At 59.6% G+C, this 22,125-nt stretch carries 22 protein-coding genes; 12 read left to right on the top strand and 10 right to left on the bottom strand.

All coding sequences use genetic code 11. The annotated features are described in order from the left end of the window. Nucleotides 1–163: 163 nt before the first annotated feature. Nucleotides 164–1,810: a class I fumarate hydratase FumA gene (gene fumA, locus CWM54_RS04060; protein ID WP_100696087.1), complete on the bottom strand. Its 1,647-nt coding sequence runs from the start codon at nt 1,808–1,810 to the stop codon at nt 164–166. 201 nt (nt 1,811–2,011) lie between these two features. Here fumA and manA point away from each other — a divergent pair, with 201 nt between their 5' ends. Continuing rightward, nucleotides 2,012–3,190, top strand: a complete 1,179-nt coding sequence (gene manA / locus CWM54_RS04055) for a mannose-6-phosphate isomerase (protein WP_100696085.1) — start codon at nt 2,012–2,014, stop codon at nt 3,188–3,190. A gap of 87 nt (nt 3,191–3,277) precedes the next feature. Next, nucleotides 3,278–4,855 (top strand): YdgA family protein, encoded by a 1,578-nt coding sequence (locus CWM54_RS04050; protein WP_100696083.1) that lies wholly within the window; start codon nt 3,278–3,280, stop codon nt 4,853–4,855. Between the two features lie 39 nt (nt 4,856–4,894). Here CWM54_RS04050 and CWM54_RS04045 read toward each other — a convergent pair whose 3' ends face one another. After that, nucleotides 4,895–5,923, bottom strand: a complete 1,029-nt coding sequence (locus tag CWM54_RS04045) for a Mal regulon transcriptional regulator MalI (RefSeq protein WP_008805079.1) — start codon at nt 5,921–5,923, stop codon at nt 4,895–4,897. Nucleotides 5,924–6,096: 173 nt separating this feature from the next. Here CWM54_RS04045 and malX point away from each other — a divergent pair, with 173 nt between their 5' ends. Both malX and CWM54_RS04035 read left to right on the top strand, forming a co-directional pair. Continuing rightward, on the top strand, nt 6,097–7,689 hold the full coding sequence (malX, locus tag CWM54_RS04040) for a maltose/glucose-specific PTS transporter subunit IIBC (RefSeq protein ID WP_012541901.1): 1,593 nt from the start codon (nt 6,097–6,099) through the stop codon (nt 7,687–7,689). Between the two features lie 52 nt (nt 7,690–7,741). Continuing rightward, entirely contained in the window at nt 7,742–8,914 is a 1,173-nt protein-coding gene (locus CWM54_RS04035) for a MalY/PatB family protein (RefSeq protein ID WP_100696081.1), read from the top strand. A gap of 13 nt (nt 8,915–8,927) precedes the next feature. Here the strand turns inward: CWM54_RS04035 and CWM54_RS04030 are convergent, their stop codons facing one another. Beyond that, a complete protein-coding gene (locus CWM54_RS04030) occupies nt 8,928–9,956 on the bottom strand; it encodes a CorA family divalent cation transporter (RefSeq protein WP_008805082.1) in 1,029 nt (342 codons plus the stop codon). A gap of 299 nt (nt 9,957–10,255) precedes the next feature. Here CWM54_RS04030 and ydfZ point away from each other — a divergent pair, with 299 nt between their 5' ends. Continuing rightward, entirely contained in the window at nt 10,256–10,459 is a 204-nt protein-coding gene (gene ydfZ, locus CWM54_RS04020) for a putative selenium delivery protein YdfZ (protein ID WP_061154751.1), read from the top strand. Nucleotides 10,460–10,528: 69 nt separating this feature from the next. Here ydfZ and CWM54_RS04015 read toward each other — a convergent pair whose 3' ends face one another. After that, on the bottom strand, nt 10,529–11,008 hold the full coding sequence (locus CWM54_RS04015) for a hypothetical protein (RefSeq protein ID WP_162678305.1): 480 nt from the start codon (nt 11,006–11,008) through the stop codon (nt 10,529–10,531). Between the two features lie 237 nt (nt 11,009–11,245). Here CWM54_RS04015 and CWM54_RS04010 point away from each other — a divergent pair, with 237 nt between their 5' ends. From CWM54_RS04010 to CWM54_RS03995, 4 genes are all read left to right on the top strand, one after another. Continuing rightward, nucleotides 11,246–11,599 carry a DUF1304 domain-containing protein gene (locus CWM54_RS04010; protein ID WP_100696075.1) on the top strand — a complete coding sequence of 118 codons (354 nt, stop codon included), beginning with the start codon at nt 11,246–11,248 and terminating at the stop codon, nt 11,597–11,599. A gap of 103 nt (nt 11,600–11,702) precedes the next feature. Further along, nucleotides 11,703–12,914: a selenium metabolism membrane protein YedE/FdhT gene (yedE, locus tag CWM54_RS04005; protein WP_023322530.1), complete on the top strand. Its 1,212-nt coding sequence runs from the start codon at nt 11,703–11,705 to the stop codon at nt 12,912–12,914. Then, nucleotides 12,911–13,144: a sulfurtransferase-like selenium metabolism protein YedF gene (gene yedF, locus CWM54_RS04000; RefSeq protein WP_002903233.1), complete on the top strand. Its 234-nt coding sequence runs from the start codon at nt 12,911–12,913 to the stop codon at nt 13,142–13,144. The genes yedE and yedF overlap by 4 nt, the downstream gene beginning before the upstream one ends. Nucleotides 13,145–13,404: 260 nt before the next feature. After that, nucleotides 13,405–13,797 carry a DUF1398 domain-containing protein gene (locus CWM54_RS03995; protein WP_061154754.1) on the top strand — a complete coding sequence of 131 codons (393 nt, stop codon included), beginning with the start codon at nt 13,405–13,407 and terminating at the stop codon, nt 13,795–13,797. Nucleotides 13,798–13,835: 38 nt separating this feature from the next. On the opposite strand, the gene CWM54_RS03990 is transcribed toward CWM54_RS03995, so the two are convergent. Beyond that, entirely contained in the window at nt 13,836–13,994 is a 159-nt protein-coding gene (locus tag CWM54_RS03990) for a YqaE/Pmp3 family membrane protein (RefSeq protein WP_002903230.1), read from the bottom strand. Nucleotides 13,995–14,276: 282 nt separating this feature from the next. Here CWM54_RS03990 and gap point away from each other — a divergent pair, with 282 nt between their 5' ends. After that, a complete protein-coding gene (gene gap, locus CWM54_RS03985) occupies nt 14,277–15,275 on the top strand; it encodes a type I glyceraldehyde-3-phosphate dehydrogenase (protein WP_061154755.1) in 999 nt (332 codons plus the stop codon). A 48-nt stretch (nt 15,276–15,323) separates the two neighbouring features. Here the strand turns inward: gap and aldA are convergent, their stop codons facing one another. Continuing rightward, nucleotides 15,324–16,763: an aldehyde dehydrogenase gene (gene aldA, locus CWM54_RS03980; protein ID WP_049152573.1), complete on the bottom strand. Its 1,440-nt coding sequence runs from the start codon at nt 16,761–16,763 to the stop codon at nt 15,324–15,326. Here aldA and CWM54_RS28360 point away from each other — a divergent pair. Beyond that, on the top strand, nt 16,762–16,899 hold the full coding sequence (locus CWM54_RS28360) for a hypothetical protein (protein WP_046622578.1): 138 nt from the start codon (nt 16,762–16,764) through the stop codon (nt 16,897–16,899). The genes aldA and CWM54_RS28360 overlap by 2 nt on opposite strands. A gap of 61 nt (nt 16,900–16,960) precedes the next feature. Here CWM54_RS28360 and CWM54_RS03975 read toward each other — a convergent pair whose 3' ends face one another. Continuing rightward, a complete protein-coding gene (locus CWM54_RS03975; RefSeq protein WP_100696073.1) occupies nt 16,961–17,761 on the bottom strand; it encodes a YdcF family protein in 801 nt (266 codons plus the stop codon). A gap of 20 nt (nt 17,762–17,781) precedes the next feature. Next, the gene (locus CWM54_RS03970; RefSeq protein WP_100696071.1) at nt 17,782–18,057 is read right to left on the bottom strand and encodes a hypothetical protein; all 276 of its coding nucleotides are present in this window, start codon (nt 18,055–18,057) and stop codon (nt 17,782–17,784) included. Nucleotides 18,058–18,143: 86 nt separating this feature from the next. Between CWM54_RS03970 and CWM54_RS03965 the strand changes: the two genes are divergently transcribed. Next, a complete protein-coding gene (locus CWM54_RS03965) occupies nt 18,144–19,469 on the top strand; it encodes an MFS transporter (RefSeq protein WP_100696069.1) in 1,326 nt (441 codons plus the stop codon). A gap of 210 nt (nt 19,470–19,679) precedes the next feature. On the opposite strand, the gene CWM54_RS03960 is transcribed toward CWM54_RS03965, so the two are convergent. Both CWM54_RS03960 and astE read right to left on the bottom strand, forming a co-directional pair. Beyond that, on the bottom strand, nt 19,680–21,110 hold the full coding sequence (locus CWM54_RS03960; protein ID WP_061154759.1) for an amino acid permease: 1,431 nt from the start codon (nt 21,108–21,110) through the stop codon (nt 19,680–19,682). Nucleotides 21,111–21,119: 9 nt separating this feature from the next. Then, nucleotides 21,120–22,115 carry a succinylglutamate desuccinylase gene (gene astE / locus CWM54_RS03955; RefSeq protein WP_100696067.1) on the bottom strand — a complete coding sequence of 332 codons (996 nt, stop codon included), beginning with the start codon at nt 22,113–22,115 and terminating at the stop codon, nt 21,120–21,122. Nucleotides 22,116–22,125 lie beyond the last annotated feature (10 nt).

Genomic DNA, 22,125 nt, shown 5'->3' with positions numbered 1-22,125 from the left:
GGCGGCGCTGCGCTTGCGCGGGCCTACAGAGAACTGCATAACTGTTTGATATTGCTTTTTTCGTAGGCCGGGTAAGGCGAAAGCCGCCACCCGGCAGAAAGGCGATCACAATAACGAAAACCGGTTTGTCATCGGCCAGAGCCGCCCCGAAGGGCGACCAGGGTTACTTCACGCAGCGTGCGCACTGCGACGTCTGGATCTGCTGGAAGAAGTCATTGCCTTTATCATCGACGAGGATAAACGCCGGGAAATCTTCCACTTCAATTTTCCAGATAGCCTCCATACCCAGCTCCGGATACGCCACGCACTCGAGGCTGCGGATGCTCTGCTGGGCCAGCACCGCCGCCGGGCCGCCGATACTGCCGAGGTAGAAACCGCCGTGTTTGTGGCACGCATCGGTCACCTGCTGGCTGCGGTTGCCTTTCGCCAGCATGATCTTGCTCGCGCCGTGCGACTGCAGCAGATCGACGTAAGAATCCATGCGGCCTGCGGTGGTCGGCCCCAGAGAGCCGGAGGCGTAACCGTCCGGCGTCTTGGCCGGGCCCGCGTAGTAGATCGGGTGATCTTTGACGTACTGCGGCAGTGATTCACCGCTGTCGATAAGCTCCTTCAGCTTGGCGTGGGCGATATCGCGGGCCACGATGATAGTGCCGCTCAGCGACAAACGGGTGGACACCGGGTACTGCGACAGCAGCGCCAGGATCTCGCTCATCGGCTGGTTAAGATTCACCTTCACCGCTTCGCCTTCCCCGGCCTGGCGCAGATGCTCAGGGATATATTTCCCCGGATTGCTCTCCAGCTTCTCGATCCAGATGCCGTCGCGGTTGATTTTGGCTTTGATGTTGCGGTCGGCGGAACAGGAGACGCCCATCCCTACCGGGCAGGAAGCCCCGTGACGCGGCAGACGGATCACCCGGATATCGTGGGCGAAGTATTTCCCGCCGAACTGCGCGCCGAGGCCGAGGTTCTGCGCTTCCAGCAGCAGCTCTTGCTCCAGCTGCACATCGCGGAACGCCTGACCATGTTCGTTACCTTCCGTCGGCAGGCCATCGTAGTATTTGGTGGAGGCCAGCTTCACGGTCTTCAGCGTCGCTTCCGCCGACGTCCCGCCAATCACAAAGGCGATATGGTACGGCGGACAGGCGGCGGTGCCGAGGGTGCGCATCTTCTCGACGAGATAGTTTTTCAGCTTCGCCGGGGTGATCAGCGCTTTGGTTTCCTGGTACAGATAGGTTTTGTTCGCCGAACCGCCGCCCTTGGCGATGCAGAGGAATTTGTACTCATCGCCATCGGTAGCATAAAGATCGATCTGCGCCGGCAGGTTGGTACCGGTGTTAACCTCTTTATACATATCCAGCGGCGCGTTCTGCGAGTAGCGCAGGTTGTCCTGGATATAGGTGTTGTACACACCCTGCGCCAGCGCGGCTTCATCGCCGCCGCCGGTCCACACGCGCTGGCCTTTTTTACCCATGATGATCGCGGTGCCGGTGTCCTGGCAGGTGGGCAGAATGCCTCTGGCGGCGATATCCGAGTTGCGCAGGAACTGCAGCGCGACGTATTTGTCGTTTTCGCTGGCTTCCGGGTCGTTAAGGATATCCGCCACCTGCTGCTGATGCGCCGGGCGAAGCATAAAGGAGGCGTCGTGGAAAGCATGCTGCGCCAGAAGGGTCAGCGCCTGAGGGTCGACTTTTAGCACTTCCTGGCCGGCAAATTCGGCGACGGAGACGTAATCACTGCTGAGGAGATAATACTCGGTGTCATCCTTTTTGAGGGGAAAAGGATCCTGGTAAACAAACGGTTTATTCGACATTGTACTCTCACTTACTGCTTTGGCTGATTATGTTTCAGGCAGGGACTCCATGTGCCTGTAGAAAAGCGAGTCGATCAATCTTACACAATTTTTTAACAAAAACTGAGACAGGGACGACTTTTTCTTTCAGCAGTTGCTTCTCCACGGTTTGCTGGTTTAATAGAGCAATAATTTTTACTTTGATTGATACAGGGAATGAGAATGCAAAAGCTGATCAACGCCGTACAGAACTACGCATGGGGAAGCCACACCGCTTTAACTGAACTGTATGGCATTGCCAACCCGGACAACATGCCGATGGCAGAGCTGTGGATGGGGGCGCATCCGAAGAGCAGCTCGCAGATCCTGGCGGCCGACGGCCAGCCGCGTTCGCTGCGCGAGGTGATTGACGCGGATAAAACCGCCCTGCTCGGCGACAAGGTTGCCGCCCGCTTTGGTGAGCTGCCGTTCCTGTTTAAAGTACTGTGCGCCGCTCAGCCGCTCTCTATTCAGGTACATCCCAACAAGCAGGCATCAGAAGAAGGTTTCGCCCGCGAGAACGCCGCCGGCATCCCGCTCTCCGCCGCCGAGCGTAACTATAAAGATCCAAACCACAAGCCGGAGCTGGTTTTTGCCCTGACGCCGTTCCTGGCGATGAATGCGTTTCGCGAGTTCAACGAGATTGTCACTCTGCTGCAGCCGGTAGCTAGCGCGCATCCGGCGATTGGCGCCTTCCTGCAGCAGCCGGACGCGGCTCACCTGAGTCAGCTGTTTGCCAGCCTGCTAAATATGCAGGGTGAGGAAAAAGCCAAGGCGCTGCAGGTACTGCGCGACGTACTGGTCCGTGAACAAGGCGAACCGTGGCAGACTATCCGCCTGATCGCGGAATTCTATCCGGACGACAGCGGCCTCTTCTCGCCGCTGCTGCTGAACGTGGTGAAGCTGAACCCTGGCGAAGCCATGTTCCTGTTCGCCGAAACGCCGCATGCCTATCTGCAGGGGGTGGCGCTGGAGGTGATGGCCAACTCGGATAACGTACTGCGCGCCGGTCTGACGCCGAAATACATTGATATTCCTGAGCTGGTCGCTAACGTCAAGTTCGAAGCCAAACCGGCGGGTGAGCTGTTGACCCAGCCGCAGCAGCACGGCGCAGAGCTGGACTTCCCGATCCCGGTGGAAGATTTTGCCTTCTCGCTGCACGACCTCTCCACCGAGGCCAGCGATCTGGCTCAGGCAAGCGCGGCGATTATTTTCTGCGTCGACGGCGAAGCCGTACTGCACAAAGGTGACCAGAGCCTGACGCTCAAGCCGGGCGAGTCGGCTTTCGTGGCCGCCAACGAATCACCGGTGCAGGTCAGCGGCCGCGGCCGCGTGGCGCGCGTGTTTAATAAGCTCCAGTAAGTGACTGACCTTTCAGGTCGCGCTTACTGAATGATGACAACTCAGCCAGGCGGTCTCTCCGCCTGGCTTCATTTATGGACAAATGCTATGAAAAAATCGCTGGTCGCAGCAGGCATCATCGTGGCGCTGGGCGTGGTATGGACAGGCGGCGCCTGGTACACCGGCAAACAGCTGGAAGGCCGGATCGCCGATATGGTGCAGCAGGCTAACGCGCAGCTACGCAGCAGCGCGCCGGAATCAGGGCTGGAGCTGAGCTATCAGGATTACCGGCGCGGGCTGTTCAGCAGCCATCTGCAGCTGGTGGTTAAGCCGATCGCCGGTCAGGCCAGCTGGCTGGCCGCCGGACAGAGCGTGGTGCTTGACGAGGTGGTCGATCATGGCCCCTTCCCGCTGGCCTCATTAAAAACCTTTAATCTGGCGCCGGCGATGGCCTCGGTCCACACCACGCTGGTGAAAAATGACGCCAGCCAGGCGCTGTTCGAGATCGCCAAAGGCAACACTCCCTTTACCGTCGATACACGCATCGCCTACAGCGGCGACAGCCAGTCGGCGATCGTGCTCAATGCCCTCGACTATGCCAAAGGTGATGAGAAAGTCACCTTCAGCGGCGGTCAGTTCCAGCTCGACGCCGACCGCGACGGCAAAAACATCAGTCTGAAGGGCCAGGCCGGCAGCGGGCAGATCGATGCGCTCAACGAATATAATCAGAAGGTACAGCTGCGCTTCGTCAACCTGACCACCGACGGCGCCACCGAGCTGGCCAGCTTCAACGAACGTATCGGCCAGCAAAAAATGACCCTCGATAAACTGGCCATCAGCGTCGAAGGCAAAGAGCTGGCGCTGATCGACGGCATGGCGCTGGATGGCGGCTCGACGCTGACCCAGGACGGCAAAGGCGTGAACAGCCAGGTGAACTACACCGTCAACAGCCTCAAACTGCAGGGGCAAGATATGGGCAGCGGCAAACTGACGCTGAAAGTGGATAATGTCGACGGTCAGGCGTGGCACCAGTTCAGTCAACAGTACAGCGCACAGTCTCAGGCGCTGCTGGCGAAACCGGAGCTGGCGCAAAACCCGGAACTGTACCAGCAGGCGTTAACCGAAACCCTGTTCAATGCGCTGCCGATCCTGCTTAAAGGCAACCCGTCGGTGACCATCTCTCCGCTGAGCTGGCGCAATGCCAAAGGGGAAAGTACCCTGAATCTGTCGGTTCTGTTGAAGGATCCGGCCCAGGTGACCACCCCACCGCAGACCCTGGCAGACAGCCTGGATCGCGTGGTGCAGTCTCTTGACGGCAAGGTAGTGATCCCGGTGGATATGGCGACGGAGTTAATGACTAAGATCGCCGGTCTGGAAGGTTACCAGCCAGCCGATGCGGCCAAGCTTGCCGATCAGCAGGTCAAAGGCCTGGCGGCGATGGGCCAGATGTTCCGCATCACCACCATGGAAGATAACGCCATCAGCAGCAGCCTGCAGTACGCTAACGGCCAGGTGACGCTGAACGGACAGAAAATGCCGCTGGAGGATTTTGCCGCGATGTTTGGTCTGGAAGCGCCTGCTCAACCGGACGCGGCGCCGCAGGAAGGCCAGCCGCAACAGGATGACGCCGCTCCGCAGCAAGATGACGCCGCTCCTCAGCAGGACGACGCCGCCCCGCAGCCGTAACTTATCGGCTCAGGAGACGGCCATCGCGCGCCGTCTCCCTCATTTCCGTGTCACCAGCCGCGGCGGCATAATCTGGTTGCGCGCCTCGCCGGTGCCTTCCTCCAGCCGTCGCAGCATCGACTCTGCCAGAGTTTTCCCCATCTCGCGCGCCGGGGTCGTCACCCAGGTGAGCGGCAGATCATCCAGGGCCGCCTCCGGCACGTCGGCGAAGGCCGCCAGCGCCACCCGCTGTTCGAAGTAGCTCTCGACACCGTCTTCTCCGCTCTGCCTTCCGGCCCGCAGTAAACCAAACCACGCGCCGGTGGCCACCACGTTGTTGTAGCACAGCACCGCGGTGATAGTCGGATTCTGGCGCAGCAGCCCCGCCATCGCCTCCGCCGCCTGCTTCTGGCTCGACTCGCACTCCAGCACCCATTCGCTGTGAAACGGCAGACCGTATTTCAGCAAGGTGGCGCAATAACCGCCGACCCGCTCGGCGCGCGTCAGCGACGAGCTCTGCCCGCCAAGCCAGGCGATCCGCTGATGGCCGCGGCGGATAAGATGCTCGGTCACCAGCTGCGCCGCCTGCATGTTGTCCGGGCGGATCAGGTCGACATCGTCAAGGTAGCTGGCGCGGGAAGCAAACACCAGCGGCACGCCAGCCTGCGCGGCCCGCTCGCGCAGTTCGCTCCCGCGATCGATCGACCCGGCGATGATCACCCCGTCGACCCCCTGCGCCGCGAGGGTATCAAACCGCTGGTCTATCTTCTCGCCGCTGCGCCCGCCCTGGGTGAGGAACACCATTTTCCCCTGCCTTTCCAGGGCGTCGGTGAGGCCGGCGGTTAATTCGGCGTAAAACGGCTTTGACAGATCGCTAACGATAAGGCCAATCACCCCGCTCTGCCCGCCACGCAGCGAGGCGGCCTGGCGGTTGCGCACAAATCCCAGCTGTTCGATGGCCTGATTAACCCGCTCGCCGGTGGCGCTGGAGATGCGCCCTTTACCGCTCAGCACCAGCGAGACGGTGCTCACGGAGACCCCGGCGGCCTGCGCCACATCATTGATGGTGATCTTTTTTGCGATAGCCATAACGTGCTGGCTGACTCCCTTGCCTGTCGATAAAACGTTTTATCATTGTGCGATCTTTATAAACCTTATTATCGCTTGATTATGTGATTTTTATCGCACTAAAAAGTGGTAAAACGTTTTATCTTGCCGTGGCGTTAGTTCTTCCCGACCACTTGAGAATCAGGAACCGTGTTATGACGGCGAAAACAGCACCAAAAATCACTTTATGGGAGTTTTTCCAGCAGCTCGGAAAAACCTTTATGCTGCCCGTAGCGTTGCTCTCGTTTTGTGGGATCATGCTGGGGATCGGCAGTTCGTTAAGCAGTCACGATGTTTTGACGCTGCTGCCGTGGCTGGATATGCCGCTGCTGCAGGCCATCTTTATCTGGATGAGCAAAGTCGGCTCCTTTGCTTTCAGCTTCCTGCCGGTCATGTTCTGTATCGCCATCCCACTGGGACTGGCGCGGGAGAACAAAGGCGTCGCCGCCTTCGCCGGCTTTGTCGGCTACGCGGTCATGAACCTGGCGGTCAACTTCTGGCTGACGGCGAAAGGCATTCTGCCCACCACCGACGCCGCGATCCTGAAGGCCAACAATATCCAGAACATCATCGGTATTCCGTCGATCGATACCGGGATCCTCGGCGCGGTTATCGCCGGGATTATCGTCTGGCTGCTGCATGAACGCTTCCATAACATTCGCCTGCCGGACGCCCTGGCCTTCTTCGGCGGCACCCGCTTCGTGCCGATCATCACCACCGTGGTGCTGGGTCTGGTCGGGCTGGCGATCCCGCTGGTGTGGCCAGTCTTCGCCATGGGGATCAACGCCCTCGGGAAGATGATCAACAGCGCCGGGGATTTTGGCCCGATGATCTTCGGCACCGGCGAGCGACTGCTGCTGCCGTTTGGCCTGCACCACATTCTGGTGGCGCTGATCCGCTTCACTGAAGCCGGCGGTACCCTCGACGTCTGCGGCCACAGCGTCAGCGGCGCGCTGACCATCTTCCAGGCGCAACTGAGCTGCCCGACCACTCACGGCTTCTCCGAAAGCGCCACCCGCTTCCTGTCGCAGGGTAAAATGCCGGCCTTCCTCGGCGGCCTGCCGGGAGCCGCGCTGGCGATGTACCACTGCGCCCGTCCGGAAAACCGGCATAAAATTAAAGGCCTGCTGATCTCCGGGGTCATCGCCTGCGTGGTCGGCGGCACCACCGAGCCGCTGGAGTTCCTGTTCCTGTTCGTCGCGCCGGTGCTGTATGTCATCCACGCGCTGCTGACCGGTCTCGGCTTTACCATCATGGCGGTGCTCGGGGTGACCATCGGCAACACCGACGGCAATATCATCGACTTCGTGGTGTTTGGCATCCTGCATGGCCTGGCGACCAAGTGGTATCTGGTGCCGGTGGTAGCGGCTATCTGGTTCGCGGTCTACTATGCCATCTTCCGCTTCGCCATTACCCGCTTCAATCTGAAAACGCCGGGTCGCGATATCGACACCGCCGCCAGCGTGGAGAAAGCCGTCGCCGGTACCATCGGCAAATCCGGCTATAACGTGCCGGCGATTCTGGCGGCGCTCGGCGGCGCCGAGAACATTGTTTCGCTGGATAACTGCATTACCCGCCTGCGTCTGTCGGTACACGATATGAGCAAAGTGGACGCCGCCGCGCTGAAAGCCCATCGCGCCATCGGGGTGGTTCAGCTCAATCAGCATAACCTGCAGGTGGTTATTGGCCCGCAGGTGCAGTCAGTAAAAGATGAAATGGCCGTATTGATGAATACTGTTCAGGCCTGACCCCACTGGTCCCCCTTCCGCACGGAGGGGGACATTCGCTAAGGAAGTTCCGATGTTTGATTTTGCCACCCCCATCGACCGCCACGGTACCTGGTGCACACAGTGGGACTATGTCGCCGACCGGTTTGGCGCCGCCGACCTGCTGCCGTTCACCATCTCCGATATGGATTTCGCCACTGCGCCCTGCATTCTCGACGCCGTCAGCCAGCGGCTGGCCCACGGGGTGTTCGGCTACAGCCGCTGGCAGAACGAGGCGTTTCTCGGGGCGATTGCCCACTGGTACGCCAGCCGGTTTAACAGCGTCATCGATCCGCAAACGGTGGTCTACGGGCCGTCGGTTATCTACATGGTGGCGGAAACCATCCGCCAGTGGTCAAGCAAAGGCGACGGCGTCGTCGTCCATACTCCCGCCTACGATGCGTTCTATAAGACCATCACCGCTAACCGCCGGGAGATTGCCCCGGTGCCATTGACCCTGACGGATAACCAGTGGCACTGCGATATGGCCCGCCTGGAAGCCGTGCTGGCGGAACCGAAGAATACCCTGCTGCTGCTGTGCAGCCCGCACAACCCAACGGGGAAAGTCTGGCGTCGCGAGGAGCTGGAGACCATGGCGGCCTTGTGTCAAAAACATGGCGTCAGGGTGATTAGCGACGAAATTCATATGGACATGGCCTGGGACGAACACCGCCATATCCCGTGGAGCGAGGTTGCTCAGGGGCCATGGGCGCTGTTCACCTCCGGTTCGAAGAGCTTTAATATTCCGGCCTTTACCGGGGCCTATGGCTTTATCCCCGAGGCGAACGCGCGCGACAGCTACCTGCAGGCGCTGAAGGCCCGCGACGGGCTCTCTTCTCCCTCCGTGCCGGCGCTGGTCGCCCATATCGCCGCCTACCGCGACGGGGCTCCCTGGCTCGACGCCTTGCGTGACTATCTGCAGGCGAATATGCGCTATGTCGCCGACACGCTTAACAATGCCTTCCCCGCGCTCTGCTGGCAGCCGCCGGAGGCCACCTACCTGGCGTGGATCGACCTGCGCCCCCTGAACATCGACGACCACGCGCTACAGCAGGCGCTGATCGCCGAACAGAAGGTGGCGATTATGCCGGGTTATACCTATGGTCCTGAGGGCAATGGCTTTCTGCGCCTCAACGTCGGCTGCCCGCGCGAGAAGCTGGAACGCGGTGTCGAAGGACTGATTGCCGCCCTGCGTAGCCTCAGCTGATTCGACGCGCAATCTACAGGTCATCGCGCCGGCGGAATGCCAGGTAGCCGGCGCCGAGGGTAAAGATGGCGACTATCACCACCAGCAGGATAAACCCGTGGTGGTTACTCGCCAGCGGGATCCCACCGACGTTCATGCCGAAGAAACCAGCGACGATGTTAATCGGCAGCGCGAGGACCGTGATCACCGTCAGGGTGTAGAGGGTGCGGTTGCTCTGCTCCAGCTGGCGGGCGCCAATCTCCTCCTGCAGCAGACTGATGCGCTCGATCAGGCCGGACAGGTCATTGAGCACCACGCTAAACTCTTCGGTGAACTGACGAAACGCCTGCACCACGGCACGATCCATCCACGCCGGCGGCCGGTTAAGCAGACGGAACATCGCCGCCGGCTCCGGCGCCAGCAGCCGCTGAAAGCGTAAAAGCATCCGCCGCAGCCGCGCCAGATCGGCCCGGTTGCGCTGCACATGATTGCTCAGGAGACGCTCTTCGATAAGGTCGACATGGCGGCTGGCCTGGCGGACGACCTGCTCCAGCACCTCCTCCTGCTCCTCCAGCAGAAAAGCCAGCAGCTCGGTAGAGGTATTCACCCTGAGCGTCTGCAGACGCGGCAGCATCCATTCGATAAACCGCAACGGTTTGAAGCGCGCCGTCACCACCAGCTTAGGGCTACAGTAGAGCCACAGCGTGGCGGTTTCCGCGCTGGTATCCTGCGGCCGAAACAGCACATCGTTGAGCACAGCGAACAGATTCTCCCCCTGTCGCTCAATGCGAGTGGTGTGCGAGCCGCTGCGGATCTCCTCGAAGAAAAAGTCCGCCACCGGAAAGTGGCTGGTTAACCATTTCTCGGCGGTGGCATGATTGAGATTCAGGTGTAACCAGATAAACGCCTTGTCATCGGCGAGCGCCTGATAGCGGGCGCACACCTCGCCAGAGGCGATGGGCTGCGGGGGGCGCTGTTCATGAAACAGATAACCATGCACCAGACCGGAAACTTCACTATCAAAATCGGGCTTTAACATCTTCGCGGTGACGTCTTGACTCATGGCTCCCTCAGGACACGCACTGGCACTGTTGATGCCCGAATAGCGCCATCTTTCGCTATTTTCCTCGGGCTGGCAAGGTTAATAATCTGGTCATAAAACAGTAACCTGAATGACATATTGCCGTCAGTGTCGCGCGCCACGCAGGCGATGCGATCGGCGCGAATGGAGGGGGCTTCTGGTCCATTTCGCTCCGGGGTTATTAAAATAAATTTGATTATCCTCAAAACTTTTTTAGGCAAAAAAGCGTATTAATTAAGCCGCTTAATCATTGCTTACACTGGTTTATTGAGGAGGAGACCATGAAAACCTATGACCGTAATCGTAACGCTATTGCTACCGGCAGCAGGGTAATGATCGCCGGTAACGGCACGACAGGCGTGATTAAAGCTATCCATGGTGAAGGGAAAACCGCCGAGCAGCTTCGCCGGGCGGACTGCGTTGAAATCGACGGCTGCGAGGGCCGCTTTTGCCCGTTAGATCTGATCCGTCTCGGCTTCCATTAATTCCTGCCGCCAGGTCATCCGTATCAGGCCACCTGAGGTGGCCTGCTCTTTTCCCGACTAATAAAGCGGCTAGCGAAAGCTCCACTGAATACTCATCACAAAGATCGCCGGCACAATAATGCCGCCTTCCACACCGAAATAATCGGTGAAGTTATATTGCAGACCATGATAGATGTAGGGCGAAAAACCGACGCCGGTGATTTTTTTGGCGGTGCGGTAGGTGCCAGAATCCCCACAGTGGCTGAAGGCGTCAAAGAAAAATTCCCCGGTATAGGCATACACCCCTTTCAGCACCCAGCCGGTATCGTTTTTCAGCCAGTCGCGGCGCACGCCGAGGGTCAGGCAGCGATCGTCAAAGCTGTTTTTCATCGTTCCGACCAGCACGCTGTATTTTGAATCCTGAGAAAACTTGCGCTCCACCGAGAAAAAGTTGTTATTGAAATGTTCGTTATATTGTCCGTGGTTACCGGTCATATGATAAACATAGGAGCCGGTATTCATCGAATAGAGGTTTAATTCCCCGGCCTGCGCCGACGGCATGGCAACCATCAGTAGCCCTGATAACAAAATCCATAATTTATTTAACATTCAGTAACCTACACCACACCCGAAAAAAAGAACCCGGCATACTAGCACCGCTAAGCTAAACCAAAGGGCAATCGGATAAACCGACGCTCGTCACGGCAGAAAACATGACCCTATCTGCACTATAGCAGCGGCGCTCCCGCTTCGTTAGCGCTTGCAGCTATACTGCAGACACATTCCTCTTATTGATTAAGGACCGCTGTGTTAGCCACTTTCCTCGTTGCGCTGGTCGCTATTATTCATCTCGCCATCCTGGTGCTGGAGATGTTTCTCTGGGAAGCCCCCGCCGGGCGCCGGGCCTTTAACCTCAGCGCCGATTTCGCCCGGGAGACCCGGGTGCTGGCGGCCAACCAGGGGTTGTATAACGGTTTTCTGGCCGCCGGCCTGGCGTGGGGGCTGTGGCTGGGGGCGTCGGGCGTGCAGGTGGTTATCTTTTTCCTGGCCTGCGTGCTGGCCGCAGGGATTTTCGGCGCGCTGACCGCCAGCCGCAAAATTCTTTATATTCAGGCGCTGCCCGCACTGCTGGCGCTGCTTGCCATGCTGGCGCAAGCGTAGGGTCTTGATCCAAAACAGAGAAAGCAGGCGTTAAGGCGGGTACTATTTGCCCCCTTCGGTCGGTCATCGACCTTTAATACCTTCTGAGTTCAGAGGCATTTTTATGACATGGCAATCCTTCAAACAGGCCTGGCTTATCCGGTTCTGGTCCCCTGTCCCGGCGGTCATCGCGGCGGGCATCCTCTCTACCTACTATTTTGGCATCACCGGCACCTTCTGGGCGGTGACCGGCGAATTCACCCGCTGGGGTGGTCAGCTGCTGCAACTGCTGGGCGTCCACAGCGAACAGTGGGGCTATTACCAGCTGATTCATCTCGAAGGGACGCCGCTGACCCGCATCGATGGCAGGATGATCATCGGCATGTTCGGCGGCTGCCTGGCCGCCGCGCTGTGGGCCAATAACGTCAAACTGCGCTTTCCACGCAGCCGGATCCGCATTGTGCAGGCCGTGGCAGGCGGCATCATCGCCGGGTTCGGCGCACGTCTGGCGATGGGCTGCAATCTGGCGGCTTTTTTCACCGGTATTCCGCAGTTCTCCCTGCACGCCTGGCTGTTTGCCATCGCCACCGCCATCGGCTCCTGGTTTGGCGCCCGCTTCACGCTGCTGCCCCTTTTTCGCATCCCGGTAAAAATGCAAAAGGTGTCCGCCGCCTCGCCGTTAACCCAAAAACCGCAGCAGGCGCGCCGCCGTTTCCGGCTGGGGATGGTGATCTTTTTCGCCATGATCGGCTGGGGTCTGCTCACCGCCGCAGACCACCCGGCGCTCGGCCTGGCGATGCTGTTCGGCATCGGCTTCGGTCTGCTTATCGAGCGCGCGCAGATCTGCTTTACCTCCGCCTTTCGCGATATGTGGATCACCGGCCGGACGGTGATGGCGAAGGCGATTATCTTCGGCATGGCGGCGAGCGCCATCGGTATCTTTAGCTATGTGCAATTGGGGATGGCGCCGAAAATTATGTGGGCCGGTCCCAATGCGGCGATTGGCGGGCTGCTGTTTGGCTTTGGCATCGTGCTGGCCGGCGGCTGTGAAACCGGCTGGATGTACCGGGCGGTGGAGGGCCAGGTTCACTACTGGTGGGTTGGGCTGGGCAATGTCATTGGCTCAACGCTGCTCGCCTGGTGCTGGGACGATATCGCCGCTCCGCTCGCCACCCACTGGCAGAAAATCAACCTGCTGAACGCCTTCGGCCCCTTCGGCGGGCTGCTGGCGACCTATCTGCTGCTGCTGATCGCCCTGCTGCTGGTGATCGCCTGGGAAAGACATTTTTTCCGCCGCCAGTCGACGGCGGTCCGGACCCTGAAGGAGAGCGCATGAAAAACATCATCCCTGATTATCGCCTGGATATGGTCGGCGAACCCTGTCCCTATCCGGCCGTAGCCACTCTGGAGGCGATGCCCTCCCTGCAAAAAGGCGAGATCCTGGAAGTGGTCAGCGACTGTCCGCAGTCGATCAATAACATTCCCCTCGATGCCAGGAACCACGGCTATACGGTGCTGGATATTCAGCAGGATGGCCCAACCATTCGCTATCTGATCCAGAAATAGCCACGGCTCGTGGCCCCGCCGGCGACGATCATCGCCGGCGCTAATTTCGCCCCTTCCCGTCTTATCACACCTTCTGCCTGTCTCGAGGATCCCCTGCGAACCTTTGCAATAGCTTGTAACACTTGAAACGGTGTTCCAGTTACATAATAACCATTAATATAACGCGCCTATATTATTAAAATACGAATAAGTAAACGTGTGAATGGTTTATGCCGACAGACGCCGAAACCATGCGCAGCAACAACACCACAAGGATTGAAATGGAACTGCTGGCAAGGCTGGGTCACTTTTTCGAACAGGTTCGCGCGGATGCCGATTTTACCACCTTCGCCAGTGAACTCCGCCGGTATCAGGTCTCCTACTACATCTATTTTGTCTCCACCGGCAATATGAATTTCGTGATGGCAAACGACGAGGTGATTTCGATAAAAAGCGCCCGCGGCCTGCTACGCGTGCGCAGCGCCCCCAGCCATCGGCTGACCTCGGCCGCAGTCATCCGCCATTTTGCCGGCGCCATCAACTTTGAACAGTACTGCAAGGATCTCGCCAGCGCCGGCGTGTTTAAGTGGATAGTTGATCTGGAAGAGGAGACCCGGCACTACTGGTCGAAGGATAATACGCTGCTGTATAAAGAGAACCTGATGCCCCCCTGAGCGGGTCCCAGGGGGAGACGTGGTTATCTGCTCGGCCCTCAGTCGCGGGTTTGCACCCAGAAGGCGTGGATCAGGCCAGGAATATAGCCCAGCAGGGTCAGAATAATGTTGAGAATAAACGCCCAGCCGAAGCCTTTCCCCAGCAGTACGCCCAGCGGCGGCAGAATGATAGTGAAAACGATTCTCCAGAATCCCATAACCTCTCCCTTCGTCTAACGTCAATATTTTACTAAGCTATTCAATAGTTAAGCATAGACACTTTTCACCGCTTCGCCAGCAGGCGGCGCCCTCATCTCCGGTAACAAAAATTATTCCCTGCTGTCAGCGCTAAAAAAGACCGGGAAAACATTCACTTTTTCCCTCTCCGGGCCGGAAGCGCTGGCATACCGCACAGATTGTCAGTTGACCAATCAGGGGGACAGGACTAAGCCTGGAGGAGTTTTATCACATCGAGTCGTTTTACCAACCGGAGAATGTCCATGAGTAAACTTGGGATTAATGGATTTGGTCGTATCGGACGTTTGGTGTTACGCCGTTTATTAGAAGTCGACAGCAGCCTGGAAGTGGTGGCTATCAACGACCTCACCTCGCCAAAGGTGCTGGCCTATCTGTTGAAGCATGATTCAAACTACGGCCCCTTTCCGTGGAGCGTCGACTTTACGGAAGATGCGCTGATCGTCAACGGCAAAACCATTACGGTGTATGCCGAAAAAGAGGCGCAGCATATTCCATGGCAGGCGGCAGGCGCCGAGGTGATTGTGGAGTGTACCGGGTTCTACACCTCGGCAGAGAAATCGCAAGCCCATCTCCAGGCCGGCGCGCGCAAAGTGCTGATTTCTGCCCCCGCTGGCGAGATGAAAACCATCGTCTACAACGTCAACGATGACACCCTGACCCCGGAAGATACCATCATCTCCGTGGCCTCCTGCACCACCAACTGCCTGGCGCCGATGGCCAAAGTACTGCAGGATGCCTTCGGCATCACCGTGGGCACCATGACCACCATCCATGCTTATACCGGCACCCAGTCGCTGGTGGACGGGCCGCGCGGCAAAGATCTGCGCGCCTCCAGAGCGGCGGCAGAAAACGTCATCCCGCACACCACTGGCGCAGCCAAAGCCATTGGTCTGGTGATCCCCGCCCTGAGCGGTAAACTGAAGGGCCATGCCCAGCGCGTACCGACCAAAACCGGCTCGGTGACGGAACTGGTGTCGGTGCTGGAGAAAAAGGTCAGCGTTGAGGAAATCAATCAGGCGATGAAGCAGGCGGCCGAGGGCAATGAATCTTTCGGCTACACCGAAGAAGAGATTGTCTCATCGGATATTATCGGCAGCCATTTCGGCTCGATCTACGATGCCACTCAGCTGGAGATTGTGGAAGCCGGCGGCGTACAGCTGGTGAAAACCGTCGCCTGGTACGATAACGAATACGGCTTCGTCACCCAGCTGATCCGCGTGCTGGAGAAATTTGCCCGCTAAGCGAACGGCGGGCAGCCTGAGCTGTCCGCCGGTTCTGTGTTGAGTGCCTCAGGCCTGCAGATAGACCACCTGGGTCTGCAGGTACTCATTCAACCCGTGGCGGCCATCAGCGCCGCCGATCCCCGATTTGCGCCAGCCGGCGTGGAAACCCTGCATCGCCTCAAAGTTTTCCCGGTTGATATAGGTTTCGCCGAACTTCAGTCCCTTAATCGCCTTCATCGCCACGTTCAGATCGCGGGTATAGATCGAGGAGGTCAGGCCATAGTCGCTGTCATTGGCCATCGCCAGCGCCTCATCGAGGGTCGAAAACGCCACCACCGGCAGCACCGGCCCGAAGGTTTCCTCGTGGATAATGTCCATCTCCTGACGCACATCCAGCAGCAGGGTCGGCGGATAAAAATAGCCTTTGCCCTCCAGCGGCTGGCCGCCCAGCGCCACCCGCGCCCCCTGCGCCACCGCCTTCGCCACTTTGCCCGCCACCTGATCCCGCGCCGCGGCGTTGATCAGCGGCCCCATCGCGATGTCATCCCGCGCTGCCGGGTCGCCAAACTGCACGGCCTTCATCGCCTCACCGAGGCGGTTGACGAAGCGGTCGTAAATGCCCTGCTGAACATAGACCCGCTCGACGCAGTTACACACCTGTCCGGTGTTAATCACCCGCGAGTCCACTACCGCTTTCACCGCCAGCTCCAGATCCGCATCGTCCATCACAATGGCAGGCGCTTTGCCGCCGAGCTCGAGGCACACTTTGGTGATATTTTTCGCCGCAGCGGCCATGATTTTCTCTCCTGCCGCCACGCTACCGGTCATGCTGACCATCGCCACCTTCGGATTGCCGGCCAGCTCCTGACCAACGGTTTCTCCGCGGCCGAGCACCAGGTTAAAGACCCCTTTCGGCAACCCTACCTGATGGACAATCTCGGCAAAGGCGATGGCATTATTGGGCGTAAATTCGCTGGGCTTAATGACGATGGTATTCCCGGTGATCAGCGCCGGCGCCAGCTTGCGGGCGATAAGAAAGAACGGAAAGTTCCACGGCAGGATCCCGGTGGTCACCCCCAGCGCGCGTTTAAAGACGAGGATATTCTCTCCCGGGCGATCGCTCTGCACGATCTCGCCTTCGTAACGGCGCGCCCATTCGGCCATATAGTCGAGATAGTCCGCGGTGAATGCGACTTCCACCGCCGCCAGCTGCTGGATCTTGCCGCCTTCAGCCACGATCAGCCCGGCAATCTCTTCAGCACGCTGGCGGATACCCGCGGCAATCTTGCGCAGCCAGCCCGCGCGCTCAATCGCCGGCAGTGCTTCCCAGGCGGGCTGGGCGCGCTCAGCCGCGTCAATCGCCAGCCGCGCCTCTTCAGCAGTCCCGTCCGGGATCCGCGACAGCAGCGCTTCGGTCGCCGGGTTAAGCACGTCGATCCAGCCGTCGCCGCGACCGGAAACGAACTGGCCATCAATATACATTTGGTGTTGAACGGGTGCTGTCATGGCTGCTCCTGTAGTGCGTTTGTATTTAACAAGTGATTTTTTTGTTAAATATCGGGCGGATAAGCCGTGGCTTCGCAGCACGTTGGCGCAGTTCTGTGAGCTGATTCATAAAACCGGGCCAAAAATGCCCGGTTGAGATTACATTTCAATAACACAAACTGCCCGTTTGCGACAAATTTGCCGCAAACGGGCAGTTTTTAGCCGAGGGTGCGGGCCTGCAGCGCCCCGGCAAGCTGGGCGTCCTCCCGCAGCTGTCGCCAGGCATCGAGGACCTCAGGCGGGAAGGTGACGTGGCTGATGAAGTCTTTCCCGCGCGGACCGTATCCTTCAGGCGTATCCTGCAGGCGCGGCAGCTCGCCCAGCAGCAGCGCCAGGTAGCGGGTGACCGGCCACAGCCCCGCCCCGCCGCCCGCGAACCTCAGCTGGCCATCGGTCTGCTCCAGCACCGGCGAGCAGCCGGGAAAGCTCAGCCACTGTGGCGGCGTCGTCGCCCCCTGCCAGACGCGGGCGAAGGTAGCCATGGTTCGTCGCTGCATGGTGGGGTCCTGAATGACGATCCCGCGACGATGCAGGATCCTCCGGCTCTCCAGCGTTGTACGGGTAAAACGGGCGTTCTCGCCGCAGTTGGTCGACTGGTCCTCCACGACCAGCCGCGAGCGCGGAATGTGCCAGTAGTCATGAGCAATATCGGCCAGAATATGCGCTTCCGGACGCCCCTCCACCGGCAACGTACGGTAGCGGCTGTCCTGACGCACCGCCTCGTAGAGAAAGCCCGTAGAATGCCCCACGCCGCCGCTGATCAGCAGCGGGACGTCCTGCGACGCCGCCAGTCGGCAGGCGGCGTCGATGGTCGGGATCACGGCGTTGCCGGCCAGCACCACCACGTCCACCTGCGGCAGCGCGGGCAGCGTCGCCAGATCGTCCTGCGCCAGCCAGGCGCCGACCTGGTTAGCCGCCGCCAGCGTCGCCGCCGACAACGGGGGAAATTGTTCTGCCATTCTGTCTCCTTAATCCCCTCTCAGCCGATCGGAGAGGATGCTTTCGCCATCATAAACGCCGCCTCGCGGGACGCAAAGCGGCGTCGATTTGTAACCATTTTGAAATAACAAGAAACATCTAAAAACAGGCGGGTTGCACCTGAACAACTCACTATGAAAATAACAAAAAACAGCAAAATCAGGTGGAAAATAAAAAATAGCGTCGCGGTTACACCACGCCAAACCTCGCCATGTCGCCCAGTTTTGCCAGCGATAAACTTGCCAATTGTAACCTTCAACCCTAAGTTGCTTAACAATTACACAACCTTTTTCACACCAGGTTGCACCCTGCTTACACAGAGTGACACCTGACCTATTTACCGTGGCGGGAGAACGTTTCGTAATGAGCAATCCACAAGACAACACTGCATCCATTCTGCAGAAAAACAAGAAGGTCCTGATAGCGAGCCTGACAGGCAGCGCCATCGAATGGTTCGATTATTTTCTCTATGGCACCGCCGCCGCGCTGGTGTTCAACAAAATCTTCTTTCCGATGGTCGACCCGGTCATCGGTCTGATCCTCTCCTGGCTCTCCTTCTCGCTGACGTTTTTTATCCGCCCCATCGGCGGCGTCATTTTCGCTCATATCGGCGATCGCATCGGCCGCAAGAAGACGCTGGTGCTGACCCTGTCGCTGATGGGCAGCGCCACGGTGGCGATCGGCCTGCTTCCCACCTATGAGATGGTGGGCCTCTGGGCGCCCGCCCTGCTGATTACCCTGCGCATTATTCAGGGCATGGGTATCGGCGGTGAATGGGGCGGTGCGCTGCTGCTGGCCTACGAATACGCGCCGGAAAAGCGGAGAGGTTTTTTCGGCAGCATTCCCCAGGCCGGCGTGACCATCGGCATGCTGATGGCGACGTTTATCGTCTCGCTGATGACCCTGTTTGACGAGGCGCAGTTTCTCGCCTGGGGCTGGCGCATACCGTTCCTGCTCAGCTCCGTTCTCGTTTTTCTTGGGCTGTGGATCCGCAAAGATATCGACGAAACGCCCGCCTTTAAGCAGGTGAAAAAATCCGGCCAGGTGGCGAAGGCCCCGTTGCGCGAAACGCTCAAGCACCACTGGCGGGAAGTGCTGATTGCCGCCGGTCTGAAAGTGGTGGAGACCGCCCCATTCTATATCTTCTCCACCTTTGTGGTCAGCTATGCCACCACCACCCTGAGCTACCAGAAGTCGCAGGCGCTGGAATCCGTGACCCTGGGCGCGCTGGTGGCCACCGTGATGATCCCGCTGATGGGGCTGCTGTCAGACAAGGTGGGGCGGCAAAAGATGTATACCCTGAGCGTGGTGCTGCTGGGGCTGTTTATCGTTCCGTGGTTCCTGCTGCTCGACACCGGCACCAGCTGGGGCATCATGCTGGCGACGGTCGTTGCCTTCGGCATCCTGTGGGCGCCGGTAACTGCGGTGCTCGGTACCTTGTGCTCTGAGATTTTCAGCGCCAATGTGCGCTATACCGGGATCACCCTCGGCTACCAGCTGGGTGCCGCGCTGGCCGGGGGCACCGCGCCGCTTATCGCCACCGGTCTGCTGGCAAAATATGACGGGGACTGGCGGCCGGTGGCCGTTTATCTGGGCGTAACGGTGGTGATTTCGCTGCTGGCAATTTTCTGCGCCAGCCGGATGAAGTCCGCGCCGGGTGCGGCCCCTTCCCGGGCGGAAAGCGCCTAACCGCCGCCGTCTGGGCAGGTAGCGTGCCGACTATCCCGCCCGGCGGCGCTGCGCTTGCGCGGGCCTACAGAGGGAGATCACGCCGCGGGGGAAACAGCTCATCCCAGGTCCGGTAAGACAGTAGGCCCGGTAAGGCGCCAGCCGCCACCGGGCAGAAACAGACGTAACGTCTTCACCTCCTGCTTAGCCGGCCAGGTTGGCCGGCGAGTGTCAGGCGCTCTGGTTATCCAGCGTCAGCTGCCCCTCACGCCGCTGCTTCAGCTTCCAGAAGCCCCACAGCGCGATAAACCACAGCGGAGAAGCCAACAGCGCCAGCAGCGTGTCCGGGTCAAAGATCATGATGAAGATGGCGAAGGCGAAGAACAGCAGGCTCACCCAGCTCATCACCACTCCGGCAGGCATCTTAAAGATCGACCCGGCGTGCAGGTCCGGACGCTGACGGCGATAGACCAGATAGGCCACGAGGATCATCCCCCAGCTGAACACCACCATAATCGCCGCCAGGGTCGAGACGATGGTGAACAGGGTCATCACGTTCGGCACCAGGAACAGCAGCAGCGTGCCGATCAGCATGCAGAAGCAGGAGAACAGCAGGCTACGCACCGGGATGCGGGTATTGCGCGACAGGATGCGAAACTGCCAGTGCGCATGCTTCTCCACCGACAGGCCGTACAACATGCGGGTGCTGGAGAAGACGCCGCTGTTGGCCGAGGACATCGCCGAGGTTAGCGCCACGAAGTTAATCACCGCAGCGGCGGCAGGCAGCCCGGCCTTGGCAAACAGCGTCACGAACGGACTGGTCTCCGCCGATACCCCCGGCCAGGAAGCGACGGCGATGATCACCACCATCGACAGCAGATAGAAGATGATAATCCGCAGCGGCAGAGCATTGATCGCCTTGGGCAAAATGCGCTGCGGATCGCGGGTCTCCGCCGTCATGGTGCCCAGCAACTCAATGCCGGTAAAGGAGAAGATCGCTATCTGGAAGCCGGCGAAAAAACCGATGATACCGTGAGGCATAAAGGCCGTCGGGTCGGTAAGATGGCTGAGAGAAGCCGTCACGCCGTCCGGAGAAGTCCAGCCGGTGGCAATCATCCAGCCGCCGGTGCCGATCAGGGCGATAATCGTGATCACCTTGATCAGGGCGAACCAGAACTCCGCCTCGCCAAACATTTTCACCGACAGCAGGTTAAGCAGGAACAGGATCGCCAGCATGCTGAGGGCCGGCATCCATGCCGACAGTTCCGGGAACCAGTACTGCATATAGCTCCCGCAGACCACCACGTCGGCGATACAGGTCACTACCCAGCTTAGCCAGTAGGTCCAGCCGAGGTAAAAGCTCGCCTGCGGCCCGAGATACTCGCCGACAAAGTCGGCAAACGAGCGGTAGTCATGGCGGGTGAGCAGCAGCTCGCCCATCGCCCGCATCACCATATAGGTAAAGAACCCGACCAGCACGTAAATAACCAGAATCGAGGTTCCGGCGACGGCGATGTTGCGCCCCGCCCCCATAAACAGCCCGGTGCCGATAGCGCCCCCGAGGGCAATCATTTGAATGTGGCGGGCGCCGAGCCCGCGTTTAAGCTGTGACGCGTCCTCACCTCCGGCGGCAGGTGACGCCTGATGTTGATGTTCAGTCATGGTGTTTCCTCAGGCTGGTTGTGGGAGGCGAAGAGCCGCAGCGCGCAGCAGCAGCCCGGCGCGCTGACCGGTGGCAACCCCGGCGTTGGGAAAGAGGATATAGGGGGCCCGGGCCTGCACCACCCACCGTTTCTCCGCCTGGCGAGCAATTTCGTACCCCGCCGGGAGCGCGGTGAAGTTCTCAACGTTGGCCGCGAGATTAAGCGTAAATTCCCCCTCGCGCTTGATGATGCTCTCCTCGACCAGGAAGTAATCCACCGGCGCTTTGTCGCGCGGCGGCAGCGGCGCGTCAGAAATCCAGGCCCGGATCGCCGCGTCGGTGGCGGCGAACAGGCTGAGATCGTTGGCGCCGAACGGCATCACTTTCCCCAGCTCCAGGGTGGCGCTTTGCGCGGCAAACTTTTCGCAGGTGAAATGGGTGAAGGTGCCGCCCGCTTCGGTATGCCGCACGATGGCGTCCATCCCGCTGGCCTGCAACAGCTGATAGAAGCCGGAAGAAAAATCCCCCGCGTGGGCCGGGAGCAGCGCAAACTGGCGATACAGCGACCCGCGAATAGCGGTGTGCATATCGAGATGGCTACGGTTGACCGGACCCGCCGCATCGGCGGCGCGATAGAAGGCCTGCACCGCCTGCTCCAGCGCAAAAGCCCGCCGCGACTCATTCCCCGGGGTGACCGCCAGATGGCGGCCGCCGAACAGGCGATTCAGGTCGTTGTGCAGATAGCGGCGCGCGGCGCGGATCGCCGGCAGGTTACCAAAGACGATCAGCAGCGCCTGAGTGAGCGGCTGCCGCCCCTGGCTCAGATCGTGGATCAACTGCAGCAGCAGCTCCGTCGGCGCGGTCTCATTGCCATGCACGCCCGCGGAGAGGATCGTCGCCTGGCGCCACGGCGCCGTCGGCAGCAACTGCAGGATCCCCTCGCCCAGCCAGCGGGCCTCGATGCCCGCCGGGAAGGTCCACTCCTGCAGGCGGCAGTGCAGTAAATCGTTAACCAGGTGCTCCATCTGCCGCTCC

The organism is Klebsiella sp. D-Nf1 (assembly GCF_002810515.1).
Lineage (GTDB): Bacteria > Pseudomonadota > Gammaproteobacteria > Enterobacterales > Enterobacteriaceae > Klebsiella > Klebsiella variicola.
The sequence above is the reverse complement of the archived record's forward strand: the minus strand, read 5'-3'. Positions and strand labels throughout refer to the sequence as shown.

Coding starts and splice junctions, on each gene's coding strand:
- fumA (WP_100696087.1), bottom strand. CDS start 1,810: ATGTCGAATAAACCGTTTGTTTACCAGGATCCTTTTCCCCTCAAAAAG.
- manA (WP_100696085.1), top strand. CDS start 2,012: ATGCAAAAGCTGATCAACGCCGTACAGAACTACGCATGGGGAAGCCAC.
- CWM54_RS04050 (WP_100696083.1), top strand. CDS start 3,278: ATGAAAAAATCGCTGGTCGCAGCAGGCATCATCGTGGCGCTGGGCGTG.
- CWM54_RS04045 (WP_008805079.1), bottom strand. CDS start 5,923: ATGGCTATCGCAAAAAAGATCACCATCAATGATGTGGCGCAGGCCGCC.
- malX (WP_012541901.1), top strand. CDS start 6,097: ATGACGGCGAAAACAGCACCAAAAATCACTTTATGGGAGTTTTTCCAG.
- CWM54_RS04035 (WP_100696081.1), top strand. CDS start 7,742: ATGTTTGATTTTGCCACCCCCATCGACCGCCACGGTACCTGGTGCACA.
- CWM54_RS04030 (WP_008805082.1), bottom strand. CDS start 9,956: ATGAGTCAAGACGTCACCGCGAAGATGTTAAAGCCCGATTTTGATAGT.
- ydfZ (WP_061154751.1), top strand. CDS start 10,256: ATGAAAACCTATGACCGTAATCGTAACGCTATTGCTACCGGCAGCAGG.
- CWM54_RS04015 (WP_162678305.1), bottom strand. CDS start 11,008: ATGGTTGCCATGCCGTCGGCGCAGGCCGGGGAATTAAACCTCTATTCG.
- yedE (WP_023322530.1), top strand. CDS start 11,703: ATGACATGGCAATCCTTCAAACAGGCCTGGCTTATCCGGTTCTGGTCC.
- yedF (WP_002903233.1), top strand. CDS start 12,911: ATGAAAAACATCATCCCTGATTATCGCCTGGATATGGTCGGCGAACCC.
- CWM54_RS03995 (WP_061154754.1), top strand. CDS start 13,405: ATGGAACTGCTGGCAAGGCTGGGTCACTTTTTCGAACAGGTTCGCGCG.
- CWM54_RS03990 (WP_002903230.1), bottom strand. CDS start 13,994: ATGGGATTCTGGAGAATCGTTTTCACTATCATTCTGCCGCCGCTGGGC.
- gap (WP_061154755.1), top strand. CDS start 14,277: ATGAGTAAACTTGGGATTAATGGATTTGGTCGTATCGGACGTTTGGTG.
- CWM54_RS28360 (WP_046622578.1), top strand. CDS start 16,762: ATGGCTGCTCCTGTAGTGCGTTTGTATTTAACAAGTGATTTTTTTGTT.
- aldA (WP_049152573.1), bottom strand. CDS start 16,763: ATGACAGCACCCGTTCAACACCAAATGTATATTGATGGCCAGTTCGTT.
- CWM54_RS03975 (WP_100696073.1), bottom strand. CDS start 17,761: ATGGCAGAACAATTTCCCCCGTTGTCGGCGGCGACGCTGGCGGCGGCT.
- CWM54_RS03965 (WP_100696069.1), top strand. CDS start 18,144: ATGAGCAATCCACAAGACAACACTGCATCCATTCTGCAGAAAAACAAG.
- CWM54_RS03960 (WP_061154759.1), bottom strand. CDS start 21,110: ATGACTGAACATCAACATCAGGCGTCACCTGCCGCCGGAGGTGAGGAC.
- astE (WP_100696067.1), bottom strand. CDS start 22,115: ATGGAGCACCTGGTTAACGATTTACTGCACTGCCGCCTGCAGGAGTGG.